The sequence below is a fragment of the Levilactobacillus spicheri DSM 15429 genome, from assembly GCF_001435095.1.
Lineage (GTDB): Bacteria > Bacillota > Bacilli > Lactobacillales > Lactobacillaceae > Levilactobacillus > Levilactobacillus spicheri.
Map to the genome: position 1 here is coordinate 1 of NZ_AZFC01000013.1, position 13,244 is coordinate 13,244.

Below are 13,244 nucleotides of genomic sequence, written 5' to 3' on the forward strand. Positions count from 1 at the left end.
AACATAGTAAAACCCCCTGAGTTTGGATTTACTCCAACTCAGGGGGTTCACTTTAAGATGATTCCCGGTTGCTGCTTTTTTTAGAACGTTGATGGCACCCGACAGGTCCTTGATGACCGATTCAATCTTGGCAAGCAGTGATTTGAGAGGGGGTTCGAGCAAGCAACTAAGCGTTATTTTCGGGTTACCGGGACCAACCAGGCTGTTCGGTAGGGATGGTGTCAGTTGCGTGCCCTCCGCCATTCCCACCGGGCAGGACGGGCGGCCCCAATCGTGAAAATCTGCTAAAATTTGACGTCAAAGGTTGGCAACCGGACAAAATTTCGGGTATGGTAAGGGCAACGAACTAAGATCAAGGGGGACAAGCAGATGGCAAAGAAGTGGCAGAAGTGGGCAGGTATCACGGCGGCCTTGGCCGCCACCAGTTTGGCAGGTGTGTTGGGAGGTACGGCAATCGTCTACCAGGTAGGCATGAAGTCGTTTGCCCGGGGGCGGCGTAAGTCGCGGCGGCGCTCCATCGCCGAGAACACGGCGGCGGATAACGCCTGGTACCTGATGCAGCAGCCCCGTGAATGGCGCATCACCAGCGAAGACGGCCTGGCGTTACGCGCATCCTTTTTGGCCCACGAAGCGCCTGGCAATAAGGTTGCCATCCTGGCCCACGGCTTGGGGCACTCGCGCGAGCAGATGATTCCCTACGCCCGGGTCTTTGAGAGCTGGGGCTACAGCGTCCTAATGCCGGACGCCCGGGCCCACGGCGAAAGTGAGGGCACCACCATCGGGTACGGCTGGCTGGACCGCCACGACTACCAACAGTGGATCCAGCGAGTGATCGATCTGCGGGGGGCCGACGTGCAGATCGTCCTGATGGGCATCTCGATGGGGGCCGCGACGGTCCTGGCCACGGCCGGCGAGGACCTGCCAGCCAATGTCAAGGCGGTCGTCGCGGACTCCGGCTACGCCTCCATCCTGGGCGAGGCGCAGTTCCGGCTGCACCATAAGTACCACGTACCGGCGCACCCGACCATGTCGCTGGCGAACCAGTACTCACGCTTTGACGCCGGCTACCGGTTGGCCGATGGCGACATCGCCGAGCAGTTGCGGCACACGCAGCTGCCGGTCTTTCTGATCCAGGGCGCTAACGACCAAACGGTGCCCGTCGAAAACCTGGACGTGCTCTACCAGGCGGCCGCGGGGCCGAAGCGCAAGTACCGCCACCCCAGCGCGGCCCACATCGCCACCCGGGCGGCCGACCCCGCCAAGTACGATCAGCTCGTGGCGGACTTCCTGCAACCTTACGTGCACTAAGGCTGCAGTGGTCCCGGCCCATTCGTCGTGATTGAATGCTGACTTGAAGACGATTCAAATAAGAAGGAAATTCGGCTGACTTTCGCGAAATTCCTTCTTATTTTTGGCCCTTTTTCGACAGCAACGGTGCCGGTTGAGGGGACCGGCCGACCCCCTCAGGAGCTAAGACGAAAAAAGATGATTGCCGAAAAAGGATTGACAGGCTTTCAAAAATCGGTAAACTGGTAAATGGTAATAGTTATCATTTACAAATTTGGATGAAAAGAGATGAATCTTGTGCGGCAAAAAAGTTGGTTGACGGGATGCCTGCTGGTGATCGGGGTCGTGGCCCTGATGCTGAGCGGGTGCACGGCAACGACCTCCTCCCAATCGAAAACCACGACCACCGCGCACATCCGGGTGGTGGCCAGCCTCGACTTTTACGGGGAAGCGGCGCAGAAGATTCTGGGGTCGGCGGGCACGGTCACCACGGTGATCAACAGTCCCAGTATCGATCCCGAAAGTTTCGAACCCGACATTGCGACGGCCAAACGGGTCGCCAAGGCCAACGTCGTGATTCAAAACGGTCTGGGCTACGATAGCTGGATGGACCGGCTGGTGGCGGCGAACGCCACGTCGCAGATTCACACGGTGACCCTCGGCCAGTTACTCGGCCGCAAGATGGGGGATAACCCCCACCTCTGGAGCGACCCGGACCTGATGATCACCATGACCCGGCAGCTGGTCAAGCAATTTAGCCAGCTCGACCCGACCCACGCGGCGGATTTTCAGCGGCGGGGGGCAGCCTATGAGCGGCAGCTGGCGATACTCCCCCGGCTGGTGCGGCAGATCAAGCAGCACGCGCACGGCCAGGCGGTGGCGGTCAGCGAGCCGGTCTTTAGCCTGGCCCTCCAGAAGATGGGATACCGCGTGAGTGATTCCCACTTCGCCCAGGCCATCGAGGAAGACAGCGACCCGACGCCGGCGGACATCACCCAGCTGCAGAATCAGATCAAACACCACAAGATTGCCTTTTTTGTCGAGAACACCCAAAATTCCAGTACGAACGTCGCGACCATGGTCAAGTTGGCGCACCAATACCACGTACCCGTGGTGCGGGTGACCGAGACCATGCCGGTCCACCAGACCTATCGCGATTGGATGGCGGGGCAGTATCGTCAAGTTTTACGGATTCAACAGGAAGCGAGGACCTCTGAATGACCACGACGCAACCGATTCTACAATTAGACCACTTGGGGATGACCTTTCCGGGCCACCCCGTTTTTAACGACCTGACACTGACGGTGCACCAGGGAGACTTCTGGAGCATCGTCGGGGAGAACGGGGTCGGCAAGACCACCCTGATGCGCACGATTCTCCACCAGCTTCGGCCAACGACCGGGACGGTGCGGTACCTGCCGGGGGTCAACGCCGTCAAAATCGGCTACGTGCCGCAATTTCGCAACATCGACCCGGAGTATCCCCTGACGATCCGGGACTTTATCGGCCTGAACCTGACCGGCTGGAAGCTCCCGTGGCTGAGTCGCCGCGAGCGGCAACGGGTCACCCAGATCCTGCACGAGACGGGACTGGACCGGCTGGCGACCCGGCCCATCGGTCAGGCGTCCGGGGGCGAGAAGCAAAAGGCGTACCTGGCGCAGGCGTTGGTGGAACAGCCCAACCTGTTGATCCTCGACGAATCGACGGCCAGCCTCGACCCGGTCACCAAGACCGAGTTGCTGGACCTGGTGACGACGCTGAACCGCGACCTTCAGTTGACGGTCCTGTTCGTCACCCACGACATCCCGTTAGCCAGAAAGTACAGTCAGCATTACCTGATGTTGACGCCCCACGGGACCGAGCAAGGGGCCATTGCGGAACTGACTGACCAGAAGGTTTGGAGGGGTGAACGTGTTTAGTTACGAATTTATGCGCAACGCGTTTGCGGCCGGAACGATCATCGCCATCATCTGTGGCATCATGGGGGTCTTCGTGATTGCCCGCAACATGTCGTTTCTGACGCATACGTTATCCGAAATCGGCTTTTCCGGGGCGGCCTTCGGCATCTTTGCCGGCTGGTCTCCGTTGAGTGGGATGCTGCTCTTCACCGTGGTCAGCTCGGTCATCGTGGGTCAACTGAGTGTCCGTGCTGAACGGCGGGAGGCCGCGACCAGCGCCATTTCCGCGCTGTTTATCGGTCTGGGGATCCTGTTCCTGTCGTTGGCCAATAAGAATGCCAGCTACGCCACCAACATCCTGTTCGGTAGCGTCATCGGGATCAGCACCCATGACGTGTACCAGATGCTGGTGCTGTCGATCCTGGTCCTGCTGGTGGTCCTGGTGATCTACCGGTTCCTGAAGTTCGACTCGTTCGACCATACCGGGGCCCAGGTCAAGGGACTGTGGACCAACGCGCTGTCGGTGACCTTCCTGGTCCTGCTGGCCTTGAGCGTGAGTGTGGCGGCCCAGATCGTGGGGTCGTTACTGATCTTTATCCTGCTGACCCTGCCGGCGGCCACGGCGAAGTACTTCGCCCATTCCGTGGGGGGCATGATGGGGCTGGCGATTCTGCTGGCCCTGGCCGGGGTCTGGAGCGGCCTGGTGCTGAGCTACGTGACCAACTATCCGGTCTCGTTCTTCATTGCGGCCATCGAAGCGGTCTTTTACTTCCTGGCCCTGGGCTGGCAACATTTTCAGACGGCGGCCAAGTAGGCACTTTCCAGGACAGTTATTTCAAAAATCAGCAAAGCGAGTCTGGGACAAACGTCTCAGGCTCGCTTTTTGACTAGCTGGTGTCAAAACGGGAATTAGTGGCGGCGGCAGATGATCCAGGCGTCACAGGTCACGTTGATGCCAATCAAGAACAGCGCCAGGCCCCGGTTGGGAACGAGCAGCCAGATGGCCACCGAAAAAACGATGACGGCGCCGACGTTGACCCAACTAGCGGTCATCGGTGGCCGGTGAAAGACGGGCTCCAGCCACTGTCCCAGCATCAGGGCGCCGATGAAGCCGAGTGGCAACAGCAGCGACCAAACGGATGTGGCTAACAATGAACGATTCCTCCCCCAGAAATGTGATAGGTGCGGGTCCCAGTCTACCGGTCAAGCGACAAATTGACAACTCTATGAACGATATAAAAATAATGATAGTGCGGTTGACCACCCGCCCCCAAGTGTGTGAACGGGGCATTTGCTAGCGGATGACGGAAAGGGGGCCAGCTGACGATGCATCCGGAACCTCGCAGCTAGCCCGTCAATACCGGCATGGCGGCGTTTTCAACATGTGAGAAAATATACTTACAAAAAATAAGTAAAATGACGTGCACTTTTGTTTCGAGAGGACTATGATGACTCATGTAAATTAAATCGGCACCAAAAGTTGGCGCCTAAAACGGTGAGGAGTGCGATTAACATGACAAAGATGATTGCAGGACAAGCATTGGTCAAAGTTTTAGAAGCATGGGGCGTGGATCACGTATACGGGATTCCCGGAGGTTCCATTAACCATACCGTTGAGGGGCTGTATCTGGAAAAGGACGCGATCAAGTACATTCAGGTGCGCCACGAAGAAGTGGGCGCCTTGGCCGCCGCGGCTGACGCCAAGTATACCGGTAAGATCGGGGTCTCCTTTGGTTCCGCTGGCCCCGGGGCCACTCACCTGTTCAACGGGCTGTACGATGCCAAGATGGACCACGTCCCCGTCTTAGCCATCGTGGGGCAGGTGCCCCAGAGTGCGATGAACACCAACTACTTCCAAGAAATGGACGAGACCCCGATGTTTAGCGACGTCGCCGTCTACAACCGCACGGCCACCACGGCGGAGCAGCTGCCCTACGTGGTTAACCAGGCGATCAAGGAAGCCTACCGGCAAAAGGGCCCGGCCATCGTGATCATCCCCGAAGACCTGTCCACGACCGAGATCGACTACGAACCCGTGAAGACGCCGAACCTGGTCTCCAATAGCTACCAGCAGGTCATTGACCCCGCCGCGATTCAGGCCACGTTGGCCCTCCTGAAGGCCGCCAAGCACCCGCTGGTCTACGCCGGCCGGGGACTCTTAGGGGCCCGCGCCGAACTGGTTAAATTCAGCGAACAGTTCAACCTGCCCGTGATGAACACGGTGCCGGCGACTGGCGTGATCCCGACCGACCATCCGAACGCCATCGGAACGTTCGGCCGGTTGGGGTCGAAGTCCGGTTTCGAGGCCTTACAGCATACCGACTTGATCCTGTTCCTGGGGTCCGAGTTCCCGTTTGCGAAGTTCTGGCCGAAGAACGTCAAGATCATCCAGGTCAACGACAACGCCTTCGATATCGGCAAGATGGTGCCCGTCGACTACGCGGTCTTGGGGGATGCCAAGGCGTACCTGCAGGCGATGATTGCGACCGGCGAGACCTTGCCGGAGACGGATTGGCTGCGGGCCAACCGGGAAAACAAGGCCAACTGGGACGCCTGGTTGGGACAAGTGGCCCAAGACGATCGTGACGGTCTCGCACCCGAAACGGTGATGCGCAAGGTCGCTTCTATGGTCGGCCCGCAGGATATCTACGGGGTCGACACCGGGAACGTGTCCGAGTGGGCCGTCCGGGGCTTGCCGATGAACCAGCAGCAACGCTTCGCCTTATCCGGGCTGTTCGCCACGATGGGCTACGGCCTGCCAGCTGGGCTGGCCGGGGCGTTGGACGCTGCTCAGGGGGCCCAAGCCTGGTCCTTCTCCGGTGACGGTGGGTTCGCGATGGTCGCACCAGACCTGATCACCGAGGCGCGGTACCAGTTGCCGGTCATTAACGTGGTCTTCACCAACAACCGGTTCGGCTTCATCTACAACGAACAGGTTACGTCCGGCCAACACCTCTACGGGGTCGACCTGACGGAGGCCAACTGGGCAAAGGTCGCCGAGGGCCTCGGCGGCATCGGCTTCACGGTCCGCAACAAGGTCGACGTGGAGAACGCCTTTAACCACATCCAGGACCTGCAGGCCAAGGGCAACACCAAGCCAATCGTGGTCAACGCCGTCATCAAGGACGACGACCCGATCGAAACGGCCTTCATGCCACTGGATCCCCAGCTCTACGGCCAAGACGCGGTCGACGCCTACGCCAAGAAGAACCACCTCGACACCCGGCAACAACCGTCCTTGGGCGAGCTGTTGCGGGCCAAGGGTGACAACCTGTAATTAAATGAATGTTTTAGGGAATCGTCAACGGTTAGTGGTTGACGATTCTTTTTTTGGTCCCACGAAGATGGCAACTTAGCAGGGGATTGGCGCACCGTTCTGGCGGCTAAATTTTCCCGAGGTGGGCACGATTCTGAAGCTTCACAAAAAGCATGAATCTCCAGAACTCGACCTGCGTGTAAGCCAGCTGAGAAACGCTGACTAACACGCATTTCACCACGGGAAAAACGCCAACGCCACGGTGCTGGATAGGGGGGAGCCATGACGCTTGGGACCACACGTCCTGCTCTTAAAGTTAACGGAAACTAGCAATTGCTTCCGCTCAGTTGGGGCGTGATAATGGCGGTCGTCCTGCCGGTTCGTCTTAACTGCCGCCGTAGTAGAAAGGTGTCGACACCTGTTCCTCGGGTTGAGTACGGAAACATAAGTTGACAGAGCATAGGTCACCGCCACCATCATTTTTTGGTCAACTCGCACGATGCGTAAGTCCCTATTTGATTCAAGGAAACAGGTCGATTAGCATCTTAATCACTCGGTTGAACCATCGATACTGGTCATCACGGTCGCCAGCTCAGACAATGTACGCCGAGAGGGAGGTCAGAAGCGGGCTCAGTAGCCTCTTTTCTGTTGGCCGGGGGGCTTCCCGGCCTACAGAAAGGCCGAGCTTCAAGACTTAGGGGGCCTTCCTAAGGCTTGAAGTCGTGCCGGCTACGTTCCAGCCCGCTTCTGACCGACCGGAAGGCACTGACCACGACCAGCTTGCTCGCCGGCGTGGAGCGACAATTATCACCTGTAGGTCTAAGAGGCGTTATCGTTTCCATTTCAGTTGATCCTTGCTAAAATGCAAGTGGCTGACCGGCGGGATGAGACGGGGTGGCGGCCGCGGAAGCAGCGAGCCAGCACTCGTAAATTGAGAGCGGTACCATGGCCAAACGTTCGGCTCAGAAACGCGACCCAGAAGCTTAATTTTCCGGGTTAATTTTTGAATTCTAACGGAAATCCCACGATAAACCCGAACATTTATGCTAAAATAAAGCAGACAATTAGTGCTAAAGAAAGTATATTGAGGTGAACAGGTTGAAAGTCAGAAGAAGTGACCGGTTGGTCGATATGACCCGCTACTTAATGGAACGCCCGCACCAGTTAGTGTCCCTGACATTTTTTGCTGCTCGTTATGAATCGGCGAAGTCTTCCATCAGTGAAGACTTGACGATTCTCAAGCGGACCTTCCAGGCCCGAGGAACCGGTTTACTGGAAACGGTCCCCGGTGCTGCCGGCGGGGCGCGGTTCATTCCCTACATTTTAAGGGAAGAGGCCGAACAATTTGTTGATGAAATGATTGGTGACCTGTCCGCAGCCGACCGGTATCTTCCCGGTGGCTACGTCTACATGTCCGATATCTTAGGCCGGCCCTCCGCATTGCGGCAGATTGGTCGGATCCTAGCCACGCAGTACCTGAACCAGACGGTCGACGTGGTGGTGACGATTGCGGCCAAGGGGATTCCGTTGGCGCAAAGCGTGGCCAACTACCTGAACGTGCCGTTCGTGATCGCCCGCCACGATTCCCAGATCACCGAAGGGTCCACGGTCAGCGTGAACTACATCTCCGGCTCGACCAAGCGGATCGAACGGATGGCGCTGTCTAAGCGCAGCGTCAAGCCCGGATCGCGGGTCCTGATCGTCGACGATTACATGAAGGGCGGCGGGACCGTGGGTGGTCTGCGCTCACTGGTCGACGAATTCGATTCTCAACTGGCCGGCGTGGCCGTGTTTGCGGAAGGCGATTTCGGCGGTCAACGGACCGTTAGCAAGTACACCTCCCTCTTAAAGGTGCACACGCAAGACGAACAGATTCACATCACGCCAGGGAACTACCTGACGCAAATTTTTGGGGAAGACAATAATTTAAAGTAGGAGACTGGTTGTTATGAGTACTAGAAATACCATCATCCTGGCTGCCGGCAAGGGAACCCGGATGAAGTCGAAGCTGTACAAGGTGTTGCATCGCGTCTGTGGGAAGGCCATGGTCGACCACGTGCTGACCCAGGTCGAAAAGACCCACATGGACAAGGTCGTGACGGTCGTGGGCTACGGTGCCGACGAGGTCAAGGCCACGCTGGGGACCCGGACGCAGTACGTCTTACAGGCCAAGCAGCTGGGGACCGGTCACGCCGTTTTGCAGACCGAACCGCTGTTGAAGGACGAACAGGGGACCACGTTGATTGTGAGTGGGGACACCCCGTTGTTCCGGGCCGAAACGTTCGAAGACCTCTTCGCCTATCACGAAGCGAAGCACGCGGCGGCGACGATTTTGACCTCGATGGCGCCCGACCCGACCGGCTACGGCCGCATCGTGCGGAACAACATCGGCATTGTCGAGAAGATCGTGGAACAAAAGGATGCCAGCTCCGAAGAACAGGAAATTCATGAAATCAACACCGGGGTCTACGTCTTCGATAACCAGAAGCTGTTCAAGGCGCTGCACGAGATCTCCAACGACAACGCACAGGGCGAATACTACCTGACCGACGTCATCGAAATCTTGAAGCACCAGGGCGACATCGTCGGGGCGTACCGGATGAAGGACTTCGACGAATCCATGGGCGTGAACGACCGGGTGGCCTTATCCGTGGCGACCCGCGTGATGCGCGACCGGATCAACAAGCAGCACATGCGTGATGGGGTGACCCTGATCGACCCAGAGACGACCTACATCGACGCCGACGTCCAAATCGGGGCCGACACCATCATCGAACCGGGCGTGCTCCTGAAGGGCCACACGGTCATCGGGGAGAACTGCTACATCGGGTCCCACTCCGAACTGCGCAACGCCACGTTGGCCGACCACGTGACCGTCACGTCCTCCTTATTGGAAGACTCCGACATGGCCAGTGGCAGCAACATCGGGCCGAACAGTCATTTACGGCCTGAATCCCACATCGGTCCCAAGGTCCACTTGGGGAACTTCGTGGAAGTGAAGAAAGCCACGATTGGTGAGGGCACCAAGGTGGGGCACCTGACTTACGTGGGGAACGCTAAGCTCGGCAAGCACATCAACGTGGGTTGCGGGGTCGTCTTCGTCAACTACGACGGCAAGAACAAGCACGAGACGGTGGTCGGCGACGACGCCTTCATCGGCTCGAACTCAAACCTGATCGCCCCGTTAGACGTGGCGGACCACAGCTTCATCGCGGCGGGCTCCACGATTACCGACGCGGTCAATCAGTACGACATGGCGATTGCCCGGCAGCGCCAGACCAACAAGCCGAACTACTATCAAAAGCTGCCGTACCGCGGAGAATAATGCCGTGCAGGCCTTGTGTTTCCTAATCGGATAACATAAACTTATGGTAGTAATTCTGGCTGCAACTTGCTATTGGAGGAAATTATGACTACGCAATATTTTGACCCTAAATTAAAGATTTTTGCGTTAAATTCGAACAAACCCCTGGCTCAAAAGATCGCCGACGAGGTGGGTGTCGAATTAGGGAAGACGTCGGTGGACCGGTTTAGCGACGGCGAAATTCGGATCAACATCGAACAAAGCGTCCGGGGCTGCCACGTGTACGTGATCCAGTCCACGTCGGCTCCGGTCAACGATAACTTGATGGAACTGCTGATCATGATCGATGCTTTACGACGCGCGAGTGCCGCCACCATCAACGTGGTCATTCCGTACTACGGGTATGCCCGCCAAGACCGGAAGGCGCGCTCCCGCGAACCGATTACGGCCAAATTAGTGGCCAACATGTTACAGACGGCCGGCGTGACGCGGGTCTTGGCCTTAGACCTGCACGCCGCTCAGATTCAAGGATTCTTCGACGTTCCGGTCGACCACTTGATGGGCGCCCCGCTGCTGGCGGACTACTTCTTGAGCAACGGCTTGGCCGAAGACGCCGTCGTGGTCTCACCCGACCACGGTGGGGTGACCCGGGCACGGGCCTTGGCCGAATTCCTGAAGGCGCCGATCGCGATTATCGACAAGCGGCGTCCGCGGGCGAACGTGGCCGAAATCATGAACATCATCGGGGACATCAAGGGCAAGCGGTGCATCATGATCGATGACATGATCGATACGGCCGGGACCATCACCCTGGGGTCCCAGGCCCTGATGGATGCGGGGGCGAAGGAAGTCTACGCCAGCTGTACCCATCCGGTGCTCTCCGGTCCCGCCATCGAACGGATCAAGAACTCGCCGATCAAGAAGCTGATTGTGACGGACTCGATTCAATTGACCGCCGACAAGCAGATCGACAAGATCGAACAGATTTCCGTGGGTCCGCTGATTGGCCAAGCCATCAAGCGCATCAACGAAAACCGGCCGGTCAGTCCCTTGTTCCACAACCGGTTCCACAGTCAAGAACAATAACCAAGACGGGGTTCACCCGAGACCGAGGCGGCGTTTGCGTCGCTTCGGTCTTTTTGGGTATAATGAGACCATTGAAAACGACGGTACACGAAGGGAGTCAATGATTCATGCAAAAGAACTGGCAACGCTGGGGGACCGGCGTGATCGCGGCCGGGGTTCTGGTGGCCTTGGTCCTGCACGTCCTGGGACAGCCCCTGATGGTGAGCGGTAACTTGCTGTTCATGATTGGGCTGGCTTTACTGGTAGTCGGCGCCATCCTGGTCTTGGCCCGTGGCCACTTGTTTACCGGGTGGCGGCACCGGCGGCGTAAGGGGATGGACCCCTTGCCCGGCGAGAAGGTCGGCGTGCGACACGTGGCGTCGGTCAAGAACTCACCGATTCGCGTCACGCCCGGCGCCCGGTTCAGCCTGCTGGCCGGCGGGGGCCTGATCGTCGTGGGCATCATTTTGACCCTGTTTTAGAGGACACTCAGTCTGGCTGCCAACCGGTGGTCAGGCTTTTTTTCACCGACGACCTTCACGATATCTTAAGAACTGCCGGAAGCGGTGCCCGGTCAACGGTTTAGCCGGTGTGGCGGGTCGCGAGTGGTCTTTGCGGGGAGCGGGAACCGTGGTAGACTCGGACGTATCAGGGGATTATCGGAGGAGGTTATACGGATGAGAATCGTCAGGTTGGGGATGGTCGTGGCGCTTCTGGTGACCGGTGTGGGGCTCACAGTCTCTACGGCCGCGGCCGACCAGTACTCGGCACGGCGGGCGACGTCGGTCAAGGTCCTGTGGCGCCGGCCGCTCAAGCAGCAGCACCCTTACCGCTTACGCCGGGACGACCGGTATTCGCGGCACTTACGGGTCCGGTATGCCCGCCAGCGGCACTGGCAGGACAGAGTCTGGCTCGCGGACGCCCACCAGAAGGTCTATGACCGTTATTCGCACAAGACGGCGATCTATGACCATCTGCGCGACCGGCAGGGTAAGTCCGGCGGCTGGGTCTGGCGCGGGTACTTGGTGCCAGCGCCGGCCAATCGGTAGGGCACCGTGGGGATAAATCGAAAAGTAAAAAAGTGGCTGACCGGAATCGATTGGGATTTCGGTCAGCCACTTTTTAAATGAGCTTTCGTTTAAGATGTTTGCGATTTGACGAGATGAGGCCGTCAATCATCTGGTTGATGGGGCCTCTTTACGTGTTACGTCGGCTGGTGATTTGATACATTGAAATGACAGCTGATGTCAGCGCAACAGAGGCGATTTGCTGATTTTGGTGGGTACGACTCTGAAATTACGAGAGTCTGCGAACCTTAATCTGATTGGCACAAGTTTCAAAATGCTGGCTAACCGTTGTGACGCCGCGGGGAAGAGGACGATGTATCTTTACTACAATGGTGGTTAAGCTTAAATAATGGGAGATTCACCACCGTCCAGATTGCTGGAGCTCAGATGGGCCAAGACCGTGAAATTGTGGTTGGTCAGCGTCTTTCAGCTGACTTACCACAAGGCCGAGCTTCAAGACACGCGCTCTTTGCGTGGCTTGAAGTCGTGCCCACGGTCGTCACGGCCCAGCTGAGCGGAAGTAATCGGCAGCTACCACTAGAAATCAATGAGCCGCTACTTTAATGCGTATTTGCGAATGGCGGCGGCGACCCCGTCCTCGGCGTTGGTCAGGGTCACGGCGTTGGCCGCTTCCTTGACCTCGTCGATGGCGTTGCCCATCGCAACGCCCATGCCGGCGTATTCGATCATGGTCAGGTCGTTACCTTGGTCCCCCAACGTCATGATCTCGTCGGCGGTCAAGCCCAGCTCGTCAGCTAAGCCGCGTAAGGCGTTGCCCTTGCTGGCGTCCTTGTTCATGACCTCGATGAAGACCGGCGTACTCTGGACCACGTAGTACTTGTCCTTGAAGCTCTGGGGAATTAGCGGCTTGATCCGGTCGATTTCCTGGGCGTGGTCGACGAACATGGCCTTGGAGATGGTCAGGTCCCGGGGCATCTGGTTGACGGGCCGGTACCGGATCAGCATCTGGACCAGGTTACTCTCGTAGATGGTGTAGGCGCTGATGTTCTGGTTGGCCGTGTAGATGAAGTCCGGCGTTTCCACTTGGAAGTGGACGTCCAGCTTCCGGGACAGGGCTTCTAGGTCGATGTAGTCGTCGTAGCTCAGTGAGTGGTTGATCAGGACCTTGCCGGACACGGTCTGGGCGACCGAGCCGTTGTAGGTGATGGCGTACTGGTCATCCCCGCTGATGCCCAACTTCTTGATGTAGGGCATAACGCCCGTGAGCGGCCGGCCGCTGCACAGTACGACCTTGATGCCCTGGGCTTCGGCGGCCTGGACCGCGTCGATCGTGGCGGGGGCCAACTCGTTTTTCTCGTTAAGTAACGTTCCGTCGATGTCAATTGCAATTAGTTTAATCGTCATGA

General features: G+C 58.0%; 12 protein-coding genes. 10 read left to right on the plus strand and 2 right to left on the minus strand.

Going from position 1 to position 13,244, the window contains the following annotated elements:
* The first annotated feature begins 369 nt into the window (after positions 1–369).
* From FD37_RS03570 to FD37_RS03585, 4 genes are all read left to right on the plus strand, one after another.
* A complete protein-coding gene (locus FD37_RS03570) occupies positions 370–1,308 on the plus strand; it encodes an alpha/beta hydrolase (protein ID WP_056963523.1) in 939 nt (312 codons plus the stop codon).
* A gap of 267 nt (positions 1,309–1,575) precedes the next feature.
* Positions 1,576–2,508 (plus strand): metal ABC transporter solute-binding protein, Zn/Mn family, encoded by a 933-nt coding sequence (locus tag FD37_RS03575; RefSeq protein WP_056963525.1) that lies wholly within the window; start codon positions 1,576–1,578, stop codon positions 2,506–2,508.
* On the plus strand, positions 2,505–3,206 hold the full coding sequence (locus tag FD37_RS03580; RefSeq protein WP_056963527.1) for a metal ABC transporter ATP-binding protein: 702 nt from the start codon (positions 2,505–2,507) through the stop codon (positions 3,204–3,206). The genes FD37_RS03575 and FD37_RS03580 overlap by 4 nt, the downstream gene beginning before the upstream one ends.
* Complete coding sequence (locus FD37_RS03585; RefSeq protein ID WP_045807223.1) at positions 3,199–3,999, plus strand: metal ABC transporter permease; 801 nt, start codon at positions 3,199–3,201, stop codon at positions 3,997–3,999. The genes FD37_RS03580 and FD37_RS03585 overlap by 8 nt, the downstream gene beginning before the upstream one ends.
* Before the next feature lie 95 nt (positions 4,000–4,094).
* On the opposite strand, the gene FD37_RS03590 is transcribed toward FD37_RS03585, so the two are convergent.
* Positions 4,095–4,337: a hypothetical protein gene (locus FD37_RS03590; protein ID WP_056963529.1), complete on the minus strand. Its 243-nt coding sequence runs from the start codon at positions 4,335–4,337 to the stop codon at positions 4,095–4,097.
* 361 nt (positions 4,338–4,698) lie between these two features.
* Between FD37_RS03590 and FD37_RS03595 the strand changes: the two genes are divergently transcribed.
* From FD37_RS03595 to FD37_RS03620, 6 genes are all read left to right on the plus strand, one after another.
* Positions 4,699–6,462, plus strand: a complete 1,764-nt coding sequence (locus FD37_RS03595) for a thiamine pyrophosphate-binding protein (protein ID WP_056963531.1) — start codon at positions 4,699–4,701, stop codon at positions 6,460–6,462.
* Between the two features lie 1,077 nt (positions 6,463–7,539).
* Positions 7,540–8,376 carry a pur operon repressor gene (gene purR, locus FD37_RS03600; protein WP_082605111.1) on the plus strand — a complete coding sequence of 279 codons (837 nt, stop codon included), beginning with the start codon at positions 7,540–7,542 and terminating at the stop codon, positions 8,374–8,376.
* 13 nt (positions 8,377–8,389) lie between these two features.
* The gene (glmU, locus tag FD37_RS03605; RefSeq protein WP_056963533.1) at positions 8,390–9,766 is read left to right on the plus strand and encodes a bifunctional UDP-N-acetylglucosamine diphosphorylase/glucosamine-1-phosphate N-acetyltransferase GlmU; all 1,377 of its coding nucleotides are present in this window, start codon (positions 8,390–8,392) and stop codon (positions 9,764–9,766) included.
* Positions 9,767–9,850: 84 nt separating this feature from the next.
* Positions 9,851–10,831, plus strand: coding sequence for a ribose-phosphate diphosphokinase (locus tag FD37_RS03610; RefSeq protein WP_045807172.1), 981 nt, complete (start codon positions 9,851–9,853; stop codon positions 10,829–10,831).
* A 107-nt stretch (positions 10,832–10,938) separates the two neighbouring features.
* Positions 10,939–11,292 carry a DUF3899 domain-containing protein gene (locus tag FD37_RS03615; protein ID WP_045807171.1) on the plus strand — a complete coding sequence of 118 codons (354 nt, stop codon included), beginning with the start codon at positions 10,939–10,941 and terminating at the stop codon, positions 11,290–11,292.
* Between the two features lie 195 nt (positions 11,293–11,487).
* A complete protein-coding gene (locus FD37_RS03620) occupies positions 11,488–11,859 on the plus strand; it encodes a hypothetical protein (RefSeq protein WP_147007761.1) in 372 nt (123 codons plus the stop codon).
* 573 nt (positions 11,860–12,432) lie between these two features.
* Here the strand turns inward: FD37_RS03620 and yidA are convergent.
* On the minus strand, positions 12,433–13,242 hold the full coding sequence (gene yidA, locus FD37_RS03625) for a sugar-phosphatase (protein ID WP_045807169.1): 810 nt from the start codon (positions 13,240–13,242) through the stop codon (positions 12,433–12,435).
* Positions 13,243–13,244 lie beyond the last annotated feature (2 nt).

Excerpts from the sequence above, each read along its gene's own strand:
- FD37_RS03620 (WP_147007761.1), top strand. The coding sequence starts at position 11,488 with ATGAGAATCGTCAGGTTGGGGATGGTCGTGGCGCTTCTGGTGACCGGT.
- FD37_RS03615 (WP_045807171.1), top strand. The coding sequence starts at position 10,939 with ATGCAAAAGAACTGGCAACGCTGGGGGACCGGCGTGATCGCGGCCGGG.
- FD37_RS03575 (WP_056963525.1), top strand. The coding sequence starts at position 1,576 with ATGAATCTTGTGCGGCAAAAAAGTTGGTTGACGGGATGCCTGCTGGTG.
- FD37_RS03570 (WP_056963523.1), top strand. The coding sequence starts at position 370 with ATGGCAAAGAAGTGGCAGAAGTGGGCAGGTATCACGGCGGCCTTGGCC.
- FD37_RS03610 (WP_045807172.1), top strand. The coding sequence starts at position 9,851 with ATGACTACGCAATATTTTGACCCTAAATTAAAGATTTTTGCGTTAAAT.
- glmU (WP_056963533.1), top strand. The coding sequence starts at position 8,390 with ATGAGTACTAGAAATACCATCATCCTGGCTGCCGGCAAGGGAACCCGG.
- FD37_RS03580 (WP_056963527.1), top strand. The coding sequence starts at position 2,505 with ATGACCACGACGCAACCGATTCTACAATTAGACCACTTGGGGATGACC.
- FD37_RS03595 (WP_056963531.1), top strand. The coding sequence starts at position 4,699 with ATGACAAAGATGATTGCAGGACAAGCATTGGTCAAAGTTTTAGAAGCA.
- yidA (WP_045807169.1), bottom strand. The coding sequence starts at position 13,242 with ATGACGATTAAACTAATTGCAATTGACATCGACGGAACGTTACTTAAC.